This window comes from Zunongwangia mangrovi, assembly GCF_900112105.1.
Classification (GTDB): domain Bacteria; phylum Bacteroidota; class Bacteroidia; order Flavobacteriales; family Flavobacteriaceae; genus Zunongwangia; species Zunongwangia mangrovi.
Window position 1 is genome coordinate 1,404,355 of the sequence record NZ_FOKV01000001.1, and the last position, 18,672, is coordinate 1,423,026.

11 protein-coding genes are annotated in these 18,672 nt (G+C 36.4%); 5 read left to right on the top strand and 6 right to left on the bottom strand.

What is annotated here, in order from left to right; translation table 11 throughout:
* Positions 1–22: 22 nt before the first annotated feature.
* Positions 23–1,222, bottom strand: coding sequence for a response regulator (locus BM201_RS06135; protein ID WP_092540512.1), 1,200 nt, complete (start codon positions 1,220–1,222; stop codon positions 23–25).
* Between the two features lie 176 nt (positions 1,223–1,398).
* Here BM201_RS06135 and BM201_RS06140 point away from each other — a divergent pair, with 176 nt between their 5' ends.
* Genes BM201_RS06140 through BM201_RS06150 form a run of 3 tightly spaced genes read left to right on the top strand, consistent with a single transcriptional unit; the run spans position 1,399 to position 7,257 of the window.
* On the top strand, positions 1,399–4,488 hold the full coding sequence (locus tag BM201_RS06140; RefSeq protein ID WP_092540514.1) for a hypothetical protein: 3,090 nt from the start codon (positions 1,399–1,401) through the stop codon (positions 4,486–4,488).
* Complete coding sequence (locus BM201_RS06145) at positions 4,488–5,714, top strand: hypothetical protein (protein WP_092540516.1); 1,227 nt, start codon at positions 4,488–4,490, stop codon at positions 5,712–5,714. The genes BM201_RS06140 and BM201_RS06145 overlap by 1 nt, the downstream gene beginning before the upstream one ends.
* Positions 5,704–7,257, top strand: coding sequence for a cellulase family glycosylhydrolase (locus BM201_RS06150; protein WP_245758584.1), 1,554 nt, complete (start codon positions 5,704–5,706; stop codon positions 7,255–7,257). The genes BM201_RS06145 and BM201_RS06150 overlap by 11 nt, the downstream gene beginning before the upstream one ends.
* Before the next feature lie 7 nt (positions 7,258–7,264).
* Here BM201_RS06150 and BM201_RS06155 read toward each other — a convergent pair whose 3' ends face one another.
* Together BM201_RS06155 and BM201_RS06160 are read right to left on the bottom strand one after the other, a co-directional pair.
* Positions 7,265–8,467 carry a glycosyltransferase gene (locus BM201_RS06155; protein ID WP_092540518.1) on the bottom strand — a complete coding sequence of 401 codons (1,203 nt, stop codon included), beginning with the start codon at positions 8,465–8,467 and terminating at the stop codon, positions 7,265–7,267.
* Positions 8,468–8,595: 128 nt separating this feature from the next.
* A complete protein-coding gene (locus BM201_RS06160) occupies positions 8,596–9,843 on the bottom strand; it encodes an oligosaccharide flippase family protein (protein WP_092540520.1) in 1,248 nt (415 codons plus the stop codon).
* Between the two features lie 148 nt (positions 9,844–9,991).
* Between BM201_RS06160 and BM201_RS06165 the strand changes: the two genes are divergently transcribed.
* Positions 9,992–12,052, top strand: coding sequence for a tetratricopeptide repeat protein (locus BM201_RS06165; protein WP_092540522.1), 2,061 nt, complete (start codon positions 9,992–9,994; stop codon positions 12,050–12,052).
* Positions 12,053–12,281: 229 nt separating this feature from the next.
* On the opposite strand, the gene BM201_RS06170 is transcribed toward BM201_RS06165, so the two are convergent.
* The 3 genes from BM201_RS06170 to BM201_RS06180 form a co-directional block, all read right to left on the bottom strand.
* Positions 12,282–13,385, bottom strand: coding sequence for a peptidase associated/transthyretin-like domain-containing protein (locus BM201_RS06170; protein ID WP_217643047.1), 1,104 nt, complete (start codon positions 13,383–13,385; stop codon positions 12,282–12,284).
* Between the two features lie 119 nt (positions 13,386–13,504).
* Entirely contained in the window at positions 13,505–14,041 is a 537-nt protein-coding gene (locus BM201_RS06175) for a YfiT family bacillithiol transferase (protein WP_092540526.1), read from the bottom strand.
* 195 nt (positions 14,042–14,236) lie between these two features.
* On the bottom strand, positions 14,237–16,678 hold the full coding sequence (locus tag BM201_RS06180; protein ID WP_092540528.1) for a DUF4114 domain-containing protein: 2,442 nt from the start codon (positions 16,676–16,678) through the stop codon (positions 14,237–14,239).
* Positions 16,679–16,929: 251 nt separating this feature from the next.
* Between BM201_RS06180 and BM201_RS06185 the strand changes: the two genes are divergently transcribed.
* Positions 16,930–18,672, top strand: a 1,743-nt coding sequence (locus BM201_RS06185) for a sugar-binding domain-containing protein (RefSeq protein ID WP_394333729.1), incomplete at its 3' end; no start/stop codon positions are given.

Genomic DNA, 18,672 nt, shown 5'->3' on the forward strand with positions numbered 1-18,672 from the left:
GAGGCATTCAAAATGAAATTCTTTATACATTCACTTTACCAGATTCAATGACGTAATTATAATTTTGATTTTGCTTTCCCACACTTTTACGCTTATAGTGCGCTGCAATATGACCAAGCTGAAAAACGATCTTTGCTGAATCCTTCATTGATAATTTAGATCCATCTGCATGTACCCATCTTTTTAAAGGTTGCTCGCAGATAAATGAGTTTGCTTTTTCAGCTCCAAAATGTTTTTTCATTCGCATAAAGATCTCTACATCAAAAAGCCATTTTGTAATAAAAGGTTCATTAAAAGCGATCTTTATCACTTCTTTATCCATGATCTTAGCTCCACATTGGGTGTCTTTAAAGTTCATTCTTAGAATTTTTCTAATAATGTAGTTTATTGTTAAGCTGATAATTTCTCTGGCCGATTCTTTCGCAATATTGGCACCCATTCTGGAAATTCGGCTACCGCTTACAATTTTAAAATCTGAGGTTTCTATCGTTTTAACTAGATCATCAAAATCTGTAAGATCTGTAGATAAGTCGGCATCTAAAAATCCAATATAATCAAGATCAGTATACTCGGCCATGTGTAGCATCCCTAATCGAACTGCTTCAGCTTTTCCTCCGTTTTTTTCACAATCGTAAACCGTGATATAATCTTCTCTGCCTCTACGTAGGTCGTTTAAAACCTGCAGCGTATTGTCTTTACTTCCGTCGTTAACAAAACAAAGATGATATCCAGAGTGTTTTTCAACAAAATCTGTAAATTCTTTGCTTAACAATCTATCCTCTTCATTGTAGCATGGGATCACAACGCCCACACATCTTTTCTGAATGATGGTGTTCTGAGAAACCGCTTTTTGCTCTTTATTTACAGCACCTATTAAACGTTTCACTCTAGCCGAAACTTCGTCCAGACTTAAAGGCTTTTTCATATAATCTTCAACCCCAAGATCAAAACTTTCTACAATTAGGTTATCATCTGTATTTCCAGATAAGACCATAATTGGAGTTGTGCTATTTTTTGTACCTCTTATGTATCTAATAATTTCGATTCCTGAAATTATAGGCATATTAATATCCACAATCACTAGATCTGGCTTAAAAGTGTCGAAAGTAGCTTTAGCTTTTAAAGCATCAGTTTCTGTTTCTACGTCATATCCCAATTCACTTAAACGTCTCTTCAAAGGAAGAAGGACTAACTGCTGGTCGTCGATGGCTAAAATTTTCATGGCATTAGATTGTTTATATGGTTCAAAAGTAGATTGATTTAGAGTGTATTACGCTGGTTATTAGATGAAGAACAAATTTTAGTTAGACGAGTGGTTAAATTGTATCGATAAATGGATTGCTATTACGATAAACATTCTTTTATATTTATCGTAGTTTTATAGAACTTATCTAGCGAATGAAGGAAAAGACTAATAAATATTTAATAGTAGCCTTGATTATTGGCGTTCTTTTTCATGGGACGGCGATTTTCTTCACTATAGAAAATACTTACGATGCTTTAATTCATTTATTTTTTGCAGATCATTATGCCAATAGTTGGTGGGAACCCTGGAACTACGAGTGGTACACGGGTTTTACGGTAATGGGCTATCCACCGCTGGTCCACCAGGTGATGGGGCTGTTAAGTTATATTGGCGGACTCAAATTTGGGTTGTTCACGGTTGGGGTTATTGGCATCATTCTTTTTATCACCGGGGTTTACAGATTTTCATTGATGATGCTTGCCGATCGAAAGGCTGCGGGATATGCAGCGCTATTGGCGGTTTTTTCGTCCTCTTTTGTAGAAACCCTGCATATTTTTGGTCAGTTACCCAGCATTGTAGGGGTTTCGGTGTTGATGCATTGCATGCCTGAAATCTACATGTGGATAAAAACCGGGAAACTCGGTTCTCTGGTTAGAGCGATCTCTTTATTAGCGGTTACCGTTACCTCGCATCACGTAACACCGATCTTTGGAATGGTGTTTTTTATCTTTCCCTTAATTGGGATGGCGGTGATGGATAATTCACGAGAGCGAGTAAATCATATCAAAGAAGTCACTTTTAAAGTTTTTCTGAAATCTTTTTTTGAAGCCTTTAAAAGAATTGTCCTATTTGGTGGAATTTCGCTGGTCATCATCGTAACATGTATTTTGCCGTATTGGATTAATTCAAAGAAAAACCCGATCACGCAAGTACCCATTCCGCATGGGAGTAGAGATAACTTTTTAGAAGTTACTTCCTCTGGCTTGGTATTCTTTACCATTCCGTGGGGAATTTTATTGTTTCTGCTACCGTATATTTTTTATCGATATTATTCAAAACGATACATCTTTTTTGGTTTGTCGTTTACCTTATTAACCATTTTGGGAACCGGTGGAACTACACCAATCCCTAGAATGATGCTTGGCGATACTGCCTTTAATATTCTTACTTTAGATCGATTTACGCTTTGGGCATCGATCATGGCTTTGCCGATATTCGGTGAATTTGGCTATCGTTTTGCTGAAGGTGATTTGCGTTGGAAAATTCAGGAGAAATTAGGCGCGGTTTATCATCGGGTCTTAGGAGCTGTATTGGTAGGAATGTTCCTTTTTATGTGCATTTTTACAATCACGCTCGGCTATTTTAGGCCTATGCAGCCACAAAAAATAAAAACCTTGCCTATTACCAATTTTCTAAATCAGGATCAGCATGATCATTGGCGGTTTTTAACTTTGGGATTTGGTGATCAGATGGCGTGGCTTTCAGCACAAACCAATGCATTAACCGTAGATGGAAATTATCATAGCGCACGGCGTTTACCAGAACTTACCACCAGAGCAGTAGAGCGACTGGAAAATTCAAAATTCCGGGGGGTAGAAGGGATTGGTTCTTTGCAGCAATTCTTAACTGTTCCAGAAAAATATAACCTGAAATACATATTTTCGAATGATAAGTTTTACGATCCTATTTTGTATTTCTCGGGTTGGCAAAGGCTTCAGCAACTAGAAAATGGGATCATGGTTTGGGAAAAATTAAATGTCCCGCCACTTAGCAAGATTTTGCCAAAAGAAGACGTTCCCGTTTTTCTTAAAATTATGTGGGGCGTGATTCCGGTGCTCACTGTTTTGATCGCATTCTTTATTAATATTCAGTTGATCTGGTTTCAAACGCTAAAGATCAAAATACCCGAGAAACCCGATTTTTTAAGATTTAAAACTAATTACGACGGTTTCAGCTGGAAGCTGATCAAGATTAGTCATATTTGGGCGGTAATTTTATGCGGAGTCATTTTCTACGGAATTTACCTTTTTTACATTAAAAATGCGACACAAATAAGCGCTGAAAATGTTGTGCGATCGTATTACGATGCGCTCGATTTTAAGGAGTTTGAAAGAGCACATTCTTATCTAGATCCAAAAAGTGATGTGACGATCGCACAATATATGCTTGAAGTTTCAGTAACCGATGGTATTTTAAGTTCTTACGCAAAAATGGATTCGATTGGGCTGGAAGTGCTTAGTGAATCAAAGAACAGGGCGAAGATCTTGGCGCATACCGAGTGGATCACTCCGCTCGAAAAGATCGACAAAACCTACGAGCACGATGTCATTAAAATAGGAGGAAAGTGGTTTATAAAACCGAGTACTTACGATCTGGATATTCCGCCAGATCAGCTTTTTTCAGATAATCTAACGCAGTTTTATAATCATGGGCGTCGAAGAATTACCACACAGCAAACCTATCACCAGGATGTTTTAAAACAGCCGGTTTTAGAGGTGCTTTCAGCAAAATTGGTGAAAAAGGGCGATCGTTATGCGATTATTGGCGAAATTCAGAATGTCGATAATGTGCCTGCCGATGTGGTGATCAAAGGCACCTTATACAACGACGACAACAAAGAACTTGCCGGCTATAGCGCAAAATATGTGATGAGCCATAAATTGCTTCCGAAGGAAATTAGCAGTTTTAGAGTCGATTTTGAAGGGATCGCGTGGTTGGGGAAAAACGATAAAATTCCAGAGACGTTTAATCCAGATGAATTTACGCCGGTAGAATTACCAGAACCGCCAACCAAATTCAATTTGCAATGCGCGGGAAATGTTGCCAATACAGATCTTTATAAATACGTAGCCCTGGCCGATGCAAATTATGCTGAAGACAAGATCTCTGGAACACTTTTTAACTACGGAATCCAGGAAGTGACCATTCCCGAGCTTATTTTTTCGTATTACGATGAAAATAAACAGCTTGTTTGGGTGAATCAGGATTTTATGCGAGAAGGCGTGCGGGTACAGCGTAAACAATATTTTGATTATGATTTGCCGAATCTAGAAGAAGTAGAAATTATCAATTCTTCGATGGAAAATATTTTTGTAAATGGTTTGCCTAATAAAGAGATCGCCATAAAAGTGATTCCAGATCGTAAAGAAGATCATCCAAAACAGCAAATGCAGGCTTTGGAAGGAAAAGGCTATAATTTCATTAAATTAGAACTGAATAACTACGTTGGAAATCCAAAATAATGAAGCTAAAAATTAGATTCATCATATTGCTGAGTTTGGTCGTTTTAGGCTCTTCTTTTGGATATTTTTATACTGAAGTTGATGCTGAAAAAATCGAGCTTATAAATGCCAAAGATCGATATACAGCCGGCGAAAAAATTCAGCTGAAATTCAACAATATCGATAAAAGCTGTAAACTTTATCTTCATCATTCTTATTCGCAAACGATTCTAAAACCTGAGATTGCAGAAAATCAAGCCACATTTTTAATTCCTGATTTTCTAAGTGCAAAAAGCGGGGAAGTCAATTGGATTTTGCTGAAGGATGAAGAGCAATTACAAACCGGAAGTTTCGAGATTCTGCCAAAAGTTGCTTCAAAAACAGTGATCGAAAGTTATTTTGGGCCGCGAAGTATTCAGGCGGGCGATCGTGATTATTCGATGTTAGTGGTCGTGCCAATGGACGCGATGGATAATCCTTTGCCCGATAGCACAAGCGTGATGCTGCATAAACAGTTTTACGAGGAGATCGATTCTGTAGAAATATTTACAGATAAACTTATGGCCTGGCGAAATATTATGGCCTATCGAAAAACAGGAAATATCAATGTTTCTTCGACGGTTTTAGGCGTAAATTCGATCGAATTAACTACCAATGTTTTTCCTTCAAACGCGACAGACTTTCAGATATTCTCATTCAGAAATCACGATTTTGCCGATGGAAATCAGATTGCAGAATTTACCACTTCAGAAATAAAAGATGAATGGGGAAATACGATTAGCGATGGAACTTTGGTGTCGTTTTATATCGAAAATGAAGCGGGAACAATGCTTACCACCAGAGGAAGTTCGATCGAAGGAGTGGCGACGGCAAAAATAATTCATCCAGATCATCCCGATACCTGGAAAATTAAAGGCTATGTGACAGGTTTGGCTGAAAGTAATGAAATTGAAATTAGTTTTAGACAAGCTTTAAAAGATTTTGAAGTCGAATTTTCTAACGGAAATCGAAGCATCAAAATAGGGCCACTGCAAAGTTTTATGCAACAGCTAATTCCCGATGGTGCCGTAGTGAAATTGCATATTTTTCATCAAAATAAATTAGTTGAAATAAAGCAGGAAACCTCGAATGATGGTTTCGTGACTTTTCGATTAACCAAAAGTTTTTATCCTGAAAACAGCTATAGTTTTAAAATTGAAGCCCTGGGCAAAAGCAAAACCACAGAAGAACTGAGTTATGAAGAATAAGATGAATAAAAATATCTATCGTGCCGGGTTGATCGTCACTTTTGTGGCGCTAAATGCGTTGGTGCTTTTTGGATTGAGTTCGGTTTTGGCGTGGTTAAATACAGGAGCCGAGCGCACAGGAATGTTGCATACCGAGGTGTTGAGCAAAGATGTGTATTTGCCAGATATCGAATGGGGGAGTTTAGAAAATCCCGGCCGTCCAATGGAGCAGCAGACTTTAGGTGAAATTCAGCAGGATTATTTGAACGCCTGGTATGTAAAACACGTGGCTTATAAAACCAATAATCCTTACGGAATCGAAGATTATTATACCGATAGTTCTCGTGTAAATCTTTTTAAGACCATTGCGTTTAATAAAGAAAATGACATTCATTTAGAGGCGACAACTTTAAATCATCACCCCAAATTAGAGTTTTACAGTGCAGATGGGCAGTTGGTGGTGATCACTGATGATGAGGTGATCGAATATCAGGAAATTTACGAGCAGGATAAAAAACTTTTGACGCATCAGGACACCTCGTCGTATCGCGTAATGATGCTTTTAGAAGACGGATTTTGGCGCATAAGGCACATGGTAAAACATTCGGCTAAAGCACAAGAAGATTCGGTTGCGACCAATAAAATTGCTGAAGTTAAAGGCAAAAAAATAATTGTTGAAAATAACGAATTTAAAATCAAGGGAATCAATTATTACCCAAAGGATTCGCCCTGGGATATGTTTGGAGAAAACTTCAGTAAAGATACGATCGCTCAAGATTTTAAAATTATCAGAAATGCCGGGTTAAACAGTATTCGGATTTTTATTCAGTATGAAGATTTTGGAAAAGCTGAAGTTCTTCCGCAGAAATTAGAGAAACTAAGAACGGTTTTAGATCTGGCTGATGAAAATCAATTAAAAGTAGTGGTTACTTTGTTTGATTTTTATGGAGATTATTCGGTGTTGGATTGGACGCTCACCCACCGGCATGCAGATCAGATCGTTTCAGCTTTTAAAGATCATTCGGCAATTTTAGCCTGGGATCTAAAAAATGAACCCGATTTGGATTTTGAAAGCCGTGGGAAAGATATGGTTTTGCAGTGGTTATCTCACGTTGCCGATGAGATTAAAAAATACGATCCAAATCATCTAATTACGATTGGCTGGTCGTCGCCAGAAGCTGCGGTAAATCTTCAGGATAAAATAGATTTTGTATCTTTTCATTTTTATAAAGATCTAGAAAAATTAGCTTCAGATTATAGCATTCTTGAAAAAGAAATTATGAATAAACCACTGGTAATGCAAGAGTTTGGAATGAGTTCTTATCACGGTTTATGGAATCCTTTTGGAACCGATGAAGAAGCACAGGCCGGTTACCATAAAAAAATGCAAGACTTCTTTAAAAAAGAGGATCTTGCATTTATGTCCTGGACATTATATGATTTCGAGGAAGTTCCTTCGCAGGTGGTGGGTAGATTACCATGGAGAAAAAGCAGGCAAAGATTCTTCGGGTTTTTAGACCAGAATGGAGAACCTAAGCCTGCTTTTAAGTATATAACTCACTAACACCAATCTATTGAACTACGCTCATTCCGTTTTTAAAATTTTTGTTCATAATTCTATGAAATTGCTCTAAGTACATATCTGCAATTTTTTCCATTGGTAAAGAACATGAAGCTTTGTAATTCTTTTTACCAAGCTCTACGCGATATCCATCGTTAGATATGATCGCATCGATAGACTTTGCTAAAGAATCTACATTGGATGGTGTGAAGAACTGGCCACGATAGCCTTCTTCTCTTACCAAAATTCCTAAGTCACCAAGATCTGGAAGCACTACTGCTTTCCCGTAACTTCCTGCCTGGTGTAAAACCCCGGAGCTTCCGGTAGTTGAGGTGTAGGGGAATACAACTACCGCACTTTCTCCGAAGATCACCGGTACATCTTTTTCTTCAACATAACCGGTAAATGTAAGATTAGGGACATCCTTATACTTCTTTTTCATGCTTTCGATATAACCAGGCGTATTAGGACTATCGGTTCCTGCTATTACAATTTCCATTTCCTGTTTTGAGGTTCTTCTTAATTTCTCGATCGCTTCAATTAAGATCTCTACTTTTTTATAAGTTCCAAATTTGCCAAAAGTCATGATCTTTTTTGGACCTGCTGGTAGATCGTAAGTTGGTTCTGGCGGTGTTTCAAAAGCACCATGCGGAATCAACATTACGTTCTTTTTTCTGTATTTCGATTTTAAAATATATTCGTATTTACTAATGGTTACGGCTACAAGATCTGCTTGTAAAACTAATCTTGTAAGTGTAGATCCTATAAAATTGTACATTTTTTGCATCAATTTATTCTGAGTAAATCCTGCTTTTTCAAGATCTACAGTTTCTAGAATGTTATGCAATAAAACGATCGTTGGGATTCTTTTTATCTTGAAGATCATAGGAAGCATTAAGCCTAAAGCCGCAGCAGCTTTCTTGTCTCCAAATTTCATGAACTGCAAATTGAATAAAATAGCGTCTGGTTTTTCAGCTGAAATTGCCTTGTAAATATTTACAATATTGGCGTAACTGTTAAACTTCCAGCAGTCTTTAACCGTGATCTTGCAATTCGCATCGAAGTCAATTTGCTTTTCTTCTTCTGTATGATCTGTAATTAATACGATCTCATCTACTTCATCCTTTAAAGCAAAATGCTTTACCAAATGATATCCATACTCCGTTAAGGTTACTTTGCTAGGAGGGAACGCTGTTACGATTGCTAGTTTCATGGTAAATTTGGTTTTAAAAATCCTCTTTTAGAAGGAGTTAGTTATTTTAGAAAATCTTGTTCTTTTAATTATGATTCAAATATCTATATAAACCTGTCTTAATTTTTTCTTCTTCGATAAACGGTAATTTACTGTAGGTGAGCTTTCTTTTTGTGTTGGTAAAAGAAATATGCCAGTTGAATTAAAAGTAGCACCACTATAATAATGATCTGTACTAACACCACCTGTTCTAAAGAATTATGAAAGAAAACAATTAGTCCTACCTGTCCCATACCAAAGATCCCAGACAAGGCTACCGGCATGTATTTATCGATCGATAAAAAGTAATACACAAAAACATTAGAGATTGCGAATAAAGAGGTGGCTAAGGCGTACTTCCAAAGTAAAGGCGCGATACTGGTATAAGCATCACCAAACATGATGTCTATAATTAACTCGGGCACAAAATAAGTCACTGTAATTATACTTATCGCTAAAAGACTTACAAAACCAACATACTTAAAAAGCACAGGTAAGGTATTTTCGCCATTTTTCTTTTTTTGTACAACGGTTGGCAATAAGATCATCACGAACATCCAGGCTACAAAGTAAACCAATCGGCCAATCAAAGCCAGCGAAGCATATAAACCGGCTTCGTAAGAATCGAAATAATGTTTTACCAGCAAGATGTCGCTGTTGTTGATAATGATTTGTGTAAGCTCGTAAAAAGCAGTGATGGCGATAAAATTTACCAGGCTTTTACGATCTGATTGTTCTAAGGTCACTTTTGCGAAAAAATTGCCGCTATTTTTAAAAGGGATCAATCCAAATACAAAAGAGATCAAAATTCCTGAAGCAATTAAAACCGAAGATCCATTAGCCAAAAGCGTTACCAAAAGTAATGTGATCACTAATCTGCTAAACATTTCGGTTTGATAGGTTGCAGAAAGTTTATAGAAACTTTTGCTTCCCTGGTAAAAACCACGATTTACGCTCATTAAAAAATAAAGCGGGATCCCAACACCAAAAATCACGAACATCCACTTACTATCAGTATTAAAAATATTTTGAAGTTGTCCTGCAAATAGAACAACAGCAAGCGAAGCCACGATTCCAATTATAAGGCTGGCTTTTTTTACATAATTAAGGAAATGAAGTTGTTTTTCAGTCTCGTAACCTGCGGTAAACTTAGCAACGGTTAACTGAAATGTCATGGCGATAAACGACAAAACCAGTAAAAAAGTAATTAGGATCGCAGCATTAGCAAATTGCTCTGGTCCCAATATTCTACCTAACAACAAGTTGTATAGGTAGTTACCTAAATTAACACCCATTGCGCTCAGCATAAAAAACTGTTCCGGCGTTATTTTTCTTACCTTTAGTTGTGATAAAATCATTTTAGTTCGGTTTTAGATTAGTTATCGGCACAAATATCCAGTAGATTTCAGTGAAAAGGGATTCTATTTCGTTGAGCGGAAGTTTTATGTAGATGAATGAAGACCAAAACAGGCTTAACTTGCAACTACAAAAATTAACCAAGTACCCATGAAAAAACTTAACCTATTATTTTTTCTGTTTCTAGGCATTCAATTAGTATCTGCGCAAGACATGCAGGAAGGTTTTGGCTATTTAGAACAAGGCGATTTTGCGAAAGCTGAAACTTTTTTTGAAGGTATTCTAAACGAATATCCAGATAACAAAACTGCAAATTTGTGCTACGGTAGGGCAGTAGGCTTAAACGGTGAACCGCAAAAGGCAACTTCGATCTTTACCGATTTGCTGAAAGACTATCCCGGTGACCTGGAAATCGAACTAAATTATGCCGAATCACTTTTATGGGGAAGCCATTTTAATAAAGCTAAAGCTTATTACAGCGATCTTGTACAAAAATATCCAGAAAACTTTGCAGCACTTTTAGGCTTTGCCAACACGCTTTCTAATTTGAAGGAATATGACAATGCTTTGATCTATGTGAATAGAGCATTAGAAACTTCTCCCGGCAATCCAAATGCGATGGTTTCTAAAAAATACATCAGGCTTGGATTTGCGTATCAAAAAATGCAAAATCAGCAATACGAGCCGGCGATCGCTTTGCTGAATGAAAATTTAGAAGATTTTTCTGGTGATAGAGAAACCTTGCTGAATAAAGCTAATATCTATTTAATCACTAAAGAAACCGATGAAGCTAAAAATGTGTATCTGGAATTAGCCAAAAACGCTAAAGATAGTATCGTCGCTTTAAACGGAATGTCACTTGCTTCGCATATTGCTGAAAATGAAAAAGAAGCCCAGAGGCTTGCTGAAAAAGCTATTGAAAAAGCTGAAGTCCTAGGTGATTCCACATCGATACAGGCTTCAAGAGAACGATATGCTCAGACTTTGGTTTGGAATAAAGATTTTAAAAATGCTGAAGCTTACATTTCAGAATTAATAAAAGATTACGGCGAAGAAAACTGGGTGTTGTCATTACGTGCAACTTTAGGAATGTATCGAAGTGATTTTAAAGAAAGTATTGCCGATTATCAGCAGATATTAGAAAAAGATACTGCTTCTTTCGATGGAAATTTGGGAATTGCCAATGCTTATTTTGCAGATGGCGAAACCGAAAATGCTTACGATGCCGCTTATCAAACTTTAAAGGTGTTTCCTAATCAAAAAGATGCGACCAATTTCTTAGGCAAATTAGATCGTAGTTTTACACCAACTGTAGAAGAGAAAATAAATTACACCTTTGATAACGGTGATAACAAAGCCTATGCTACAAATACCAATATTGAATTTCCTGTTAGCACAAAACTGAGTTTTAATGCCAATTATAACTATCGAAAAACCCGAAATAGCATTACAGAAAATGAAGCAACTTCAAATAACTTCAGTTTAGGTGGAAGCTATAAATTTCATCCAAAAGCTAGTTTTCATGTTTTAGGAGGAATAAATTCGGCTAACTCTTTCAGTAATAATTATAATCAATTCTTAGCGCATGCTTTTTTCAAGATCAAGCCATATAAATTGCAGGATCTGGAAGTTGGTTATAACCGCGAAGTGCAGAATTTCAACGCCGATCTTTTGGATCGTGAAATCGTAGTGAACAATTATTACATGAACTATAATATGGGTACCAATTTTAATTTAGGATGGTTTACGCAGTATTATTACAGTTCGCAGAGTGATGAAAATAGCAGGAATTTGCTGTTTACCTCGTTGTATTATAACTTTTTGTCGAAGCCGGTTTTAAAAGGAGGTCTAAATTATCAATTCTTAAGTTTTAAGAATCAGGTGCCAACGATCTATTTTAGTCCGTCACGATTTAATGCGGTAGAAGTTTTTGTCGAATTTTTGATGGATGAAAATGCTGTGGAAGCCAAAAGTCTGTTTTACGGATTAACCGCAGCAACCGGTTACCAGTTTATTGAAGACGATCCCAAGCAATCTACCTATCGTATCCAGGGAAGGTTTGGCTATAAATTTTCAGAGCGTTGTTTAGCGAACTTCTACGGAACTCGAAGTAACATAGCTTCTGCCACTGCAGCTGGTTTTACTTTTACTGAATTTGGATTTCGACTGAAGTGGATCTTTTTGAATAAGCCGGTTTTTGAAACGAGGTAAGTTTAAAAGATTATCAAATTAAATGTCCAAAATAGATAATAATGAGGTATGGTCACCCTGAACTTGATTCAGGGTCCCATCACAATAATTTGTTTTCAATATAGTATGAGATTCTGCTTCAATTCCAATGGTTATTGGAACGGAATGACTAAACAACGAATTACGGATCATCAATTATCTAAAAAAAGAGGCTTTGAGATATCGGAAATCTTAGAAAATCGAAATAGAATTAATTAGCATAAATATCTTTTAAAATATTTAAATCTTCAGTAGTCATGGGAAGCATTTGGCTATTGGTCCATTGCTGCTTTTGTTTAAATTTAGCCACGGTTTTATTGAAGGCTTTTTTCGAATTATAATTACTTCTAAATTTTTTGACCTTTTTTCCTTGAATTAATTTATTGAAGGCAATCTTACCTTTCATCTCAAAACGAAAGATCGAATCATTTTTAAAAAGCACTGTTTTATCATTTGTGATTTCTGCATAAGACAGAAATTGTTTGCCATCTTCATCAGCACTTATTTTAATAAGTGAAGCAATTCGTGTGTTGTGGTTTGGTTTATCAGGTGTTAGTTCTGGTATCTGGTTTCTTAGGTATTCAACTTTAATTTCTTTTATGGTCAGTTGGTTTTTACTTAGAAAAATATGTCCATTTGCCGAATCTTCTCCTCCAGAGATTTCAATTTTATAGATTTCTTCTTCCTCGTTTTCAATTCGACCGGCATAACTGAAATTCATTGTTTTTAGTTTTTCTAATATCGGAGCGTTCTTTAAGGTAGGATCCATTATATTTAAAAACTCAGCTACACCACTTAGAAGATTCATTCGTTTATATTTTTCTGTTTTTTTAACCTCAGAAATTTTGGTTTTGGTTTCCTCTTCCAGTGAAGCTTTGTAGGATAGAAAGTCGGTTTCGATCATTTCTACTCCTTTACCATCCTTTTTTAAGCTATATCTAAATATTCCTTCCTGATTGTAAGGCTTTGAAAAAAAGTTCTTTGGGATATTTTCAAAAGCTTTTAAAATGGTATCTCTTGCATTAAAATTGTTTAAAACAACTTCATCCAAATTATAAGCTAAAGCTTTTAAATATAAGGTGTCTTTAAGATCTTTCGAGGGGAGTTTTTTGGTTTGATAACCCAAATGAGAAAGAATGTATTCCTCATGGTCTTTTGGGGTAAAGATAATTCCGTCTTCATTACTTACACTTCCTTGATTATTGCCAAAATTCAGATTAGCGTAGGGAATAGGTTCTAGACTTAGCGAATCTAAAACCAGCGCTTGTTGAGCATATCCATTAGAATTGTAAATGAATAATATTACAATCAACATTAGCCCTTTTGGGAAGTGAGATGTAGAAGACATTCTTAAAACTTAGACTTTTAAGGAATTAAAATAAGAAAAAGAAAGTTAACGGCAAAGCCTAAAATTTATTCAAGAAATTTTCAATATTACTCAAATTTCACCTGAAATTTAATCGCCTGTTCGATATGCGCCAGGTGATGATTAGAATGCCAGGCATACATCCCGATAGCGGTTTTTAAAGTGAACTTTTGCTTTCTTTCTGGATGGTAAAAAGTCTTTTGAAGTTCATTTTCGTTAAAATTCTCGATCAATTTTACCCAACGATAATGTAAACCTTCTAGCAATATCAAACTTTGGTTGATATCACACGAATAATCATCTAATTGTGCCCAGGCAGTTTCGTTATAGCCCCTAATGGTAGGATCTTCTTCGGTTAAAGCGATTTTAAACCTGATGATACTGTTCATGTGACTATCGGCCAGATGATGAATCACCTGTTTTATTGTCCAGCCTTCAGGGCGATATTGCCAGGATAATTCTTCTTCAGAAAGATCTTTGGTAAGATTCGATATTTTGGCGGGTAATTCTGCAATGTCCTTAGTCCAGGTTTTAAGAAGTTCCGGAGTAATTTCCGCAGGATTTATAAAGGTTCCAATGGGATATTTTAGTTGCTCGAGTGTCATATTGTTATGATTAAAAAAACGAATTTAGTAAATTATCTCGGGGTAAGCCCACAAGACTTTTTTTGGAAGTAGATTTTTAATTTCGAGAGAAGCCTCGGGGTATTATACTCTTTGGCGGTGCCAATAAAAAAGAAAATGCCGGGTAACCACTCCCGGCATTTTCACTCATAACTAACCTAACCAACTAACCAACCATTAGTTTACGACTAATCCTATTTGGGATTTATCTTTATTATCTACGATAATTATGCTGTTATAGATTCCCGGAGGCACACTTTTTAATTGTATTGGGATTTCTATTTTTCCGTTTTCCAGTTCGTACTCCTTGTTATGCACCATTTTGCCGCCCATATCAAAGATCATCACTTTTACATTTTTTCCTGATTTTGGTAACACCAAACTTGTATTATTTCTAAAAGGATTTGGATAATTATAGGCTTTCTTTACGGGAGTATCTACTACCGCAATTGGATTTTCCTGTGAAGGAATTTCCCTAAAATTGGTAAACTGAACATTTTCTATGTTTACATTAAATTGCTGAAATTCGCTATAATTCCCTTGTACAGAAAATACTATTCCTTTTAGTGGATCGCCTTTAAAACTCTCAGAATCATTTCTGAAATCTGATAATCTTAAGTTGTAGATTTTTCCATCTTCATTGGTTTCTATGGCGTAGCGATATCTTTTATTCCAATCTGTTAAACCATCGGTAACCAGGATTACTTCAATAGGAAGATTACTTTTAGAAGTAAATTCTAAGGCTTCAAAATTATCAGTATAAAATTGTTGATCTCCGGCCAGAATATTTCTGAAAACATTTAAAGTTCCAAAGATCTCACCATTTACATTTACGTTTCTTTCGATCTGATAAGAATTGTTGCTGAAATTATCCAATTTCGCTTCAGTAATACTGAAAGAGTTAATCTTGGTTTCAGCTTCAGCATAATCAATTCCCCATGGACCATCGGCTAAATAAAGTGCATCTGCTTTTGGTGAATTATTCCCCTGAATTTCTAATCCTACGTCAAATAAACTTCCGGCATCTACCACCACTTCTTCTTCATATTCAGCAGCTAAAGTGATGTTTTTATTGAAATCAGTTTCAGAAGCCACTTCAGTTGAACGAATATTTCCCTGAAAGTTTATTACCGTAGCACCCGAATTATTTTTGATGCGCAAATGTAATTGTCCGTTTTTATACACTCCTTTTTTTACAAAAACACTCGGGATCTCACTTTCTTCAGTATTAAAACTTAAACCGTTTGTAGCTTTAAAGGTATCGATCACATGTTTTGCTAAAGTGCTTACCTGCCCCATAGAGCCGCCCCAAATCTGGAAATTTGCGTAATTTCCTTTTGGATAATCCCCAATATTCCAGAAGCTGTACAATTTGTTTCCACCAGAATTAAGTTGAACAGAAAAATTAAGTGCATATTCTAATTGACCACTAGCTCTAAGAATTTTGATCATGATGATTTCGTGACCTGCTAATTGAATTGTTCTAATATCTTCTAAACTAGAGCTGTTTAATCGATCGCAAATTACTTTAGAGTGATCGTAAATTCCGTCATCTGTTAAAGTAGCCAAAGCTGCAGCAACACGCATATTGCCCTGGTAATAGTCTACCGAGAAGATCTCTTTCGCATTAGTGATCGCTAAAAGATCTTCTGGGCTAGACTCATATGATTGCTCAGAGCCAAACATCCCGGTTTCTGGTAGTAGGGATTTCAGGTTAACCTGGGAGTTTTTCATAAATGGGCCCTGAGCTTTATATTTTGATTGTATACGTTTATGATCTTTAAAGTTGTTTTCTTTAATTCTGCTAAAATTTCTTTTAGCGATTAGAGAAGCTAAATTTCCATTACTTTCTAATCCGCCAAGGTTAGCAGAGCTTACATCTGTAGCCGATTTAATATCTACGTAATTAGCGGTTCTTATCGCATCGTAAGGATTAGCCGTTATGTAAAATAAAGCGTCATTAAAATCCTGATCGCAGCTGGCATAATCTCGACGAATATCTTCGAAACCAAGGATTACTCGTTCGTTTTCTGGATCTGCCAGTAATACATTATGCTTTCTTAATTCTGGATCGGCTTCTGGGTTATAATCAGGATTAGAAAATACCTGCCAGTGACCACCGGTTACATAACCTCTCCAACCATTGGCTAAAAGCACCCAGCCAATACCGGTTCCTGCCTTAAAATCTCCAATTTTAACTTTATCGCCGGCATATAATCCACCACCAGATCCAGCTGCAGAAACATTAGGGAAGATAATGGTGATATCCTTTGGTTCTGGTTTTGGTTGTTTTGGCGCATTAATATCGTAAGTATAAAAGCCTAAAACATTTTTATAACCAGCACCTTCTTTTACAAAAGTTACCCAAACAGCAGCATCTTTATCCAGGATAAGATCGGTGTCATAACCAGCGGTAATGTAATGAGGATTATAATCTGGTACCGGATAACCTTCTGGAACCGCATCATCTATCATTTGCATGGTTTCTGCGCTTATATTGTCGCGACCAACTAAATAATCTGGTACTCCCTGGCTATCATAGCTTCCTAAGAAGTTGTAATCCTGGGCTGTTCCGAAAAAAGAAACTAAAAGACAAAGAAAAAGTAATTGTTGCTTCATGATCTGGTTGATTTATATCACGAAAATAGATCAGCTTAAGGCTTTTATCTTTTCTAAATCGACAGGCTATTTTTTACTGTCGGTGAATGGTTTACTTTTTTGGACGAGTTGTAAGTTTTAGAAAATTGAGTTATAGGATGAACGGTTTCAAATAGGTAATTGGATAAAAAAGTATCGAAATTGGGTATAATTAAGCTAAGTTTATAGTCTAAGTTTTACGTTTTTATTCGTTCTTAAAATGAACTACCCGAATGTCATATTATACAAAATTCACCACTATTTTTTTGGTTGTTGTTTGTGCGTTACAACTATCCTGCGTTTCAGATAAGGAAGCAGATTCTAACAAAATAGATCTTTCTGGAGAATGGAGTCTTCGATTAGATTCTCTAGATACTGGCACCAAGGAAAATTGGCAAATGGCCTGGGATAATGAAACCCAAAAAGTACAATTGCCCGGAACTTTAGATGAAGCCGGGATCGGTAAAAAAGATACTCTCACGCCTGCGCTTAATAATTATGTGCTTTCCAGTCTAACACGTAAACGACAGTATATTGGGAAAGCCTGGTATCAAAAGCAAATTGAAATTCCTAAGAAATGGGAAGGGAAATCCTTGATGCTTAATCTGGAAAGAGTTTTATGGAAATCTACCGTTTTTGTGAACGGAGAAGAAGTAGGCTCTAGAGAAAGTTTGATCGGGAATCACCAATATGAGCTTTCAAATTTAAAAGCTGGCGAGAATACGATTAGTATTTTAATTGATAATTCAGATTTCTATCCAGATATTAATGTGATTGGCGATCGTTACCCGGTAAAAGTTAATCAGGAAATGGCGCATGCCTATACCAATCATACGCAGATTAAATGGAACGGTATTTTAGGAGATATTTCGATTAGACCTGTTAGCCAAAAGATCTTTAAAAGTGTTGAGGTTTATCCTGATACTAAAACTGGTATTTTGAATATTGAAGTTGCTACAGATAGTAGTACGTCTAAGCCAATTTCAGTAGAAGTTTTAGATAGCGAGGGAGCTTCAGTTTTTTCAGAATCTATTTCAGAATATTCCGAAGAAGAAAATAAAATTCAATTTCAGTTTTCCGTAGAAGGAGCTTTAGAAGAGTGGGACGAATTTAATCCGCAGCTTTATACGGTTCAGGTAGGTACTGAAGAAAAAAAGATCACCAAGACTTTTGGATATCGTAGCTTGAGCCATGATGGCGGAGAACTTACGCTAAATGATCACCGAATCTTTTTACGTGGGAATTTAGAATGCGTGATCTTTCCATTAACCGGCCGTCCGCCAATGCAAAAAGAGGAATGGTTAGATCTTTATCAAAAAGCTAAGGCCTATGGCTTAAACCATTTTAGATTTCATTCCTGGTGTCCTCCTGAAGCTGCTTTTGCTGCAGCCGATGAGATTGGAATGTACCTTCAGGTAGAATTGCCGCATTGGAGTTTAAAAGTTGGGGAAGACGAAAAAACATGGCAGTTTTTAGAAAGTGAAGCCGATAAGATCATTGCAGATTATGGGCATCATCCTTCGTTTCTATTTATGTCTATGGGGAACGAGTTAGAAGGAAACTTCGATTTATTAAATAATCTGGTTTCAGAATTAAAAGAGAAAGACACAAGACATTTATATGCGACTACAAGTTTTTCTTTTCAGCAACCGGTAGGAACTCGTCCAGAACCAGAAGATGAATTTTTTGTAACGCAGTGGACAGATAAAGGATGGATTCGCGGGCAAGGTGTTTTTAATGAATACAGCCCAAATTTTGAAACTGATTATACCGCAAATAGTCGTAATATAGAAGTGCCATTAATTTCTCACGAAATTGGACAATATTCAGTATATCCAGATATTAACGAGATCGAAGATTATACCGGTGTACTAAAGCCATCAAACTTTATAGCCGTAAAGGAAGATCTGGAAAAGAAAAATTTATTATCGCTTGCTCCAGACTTCACAAAAGCTTCTGGTAAACTTGCAGCGATG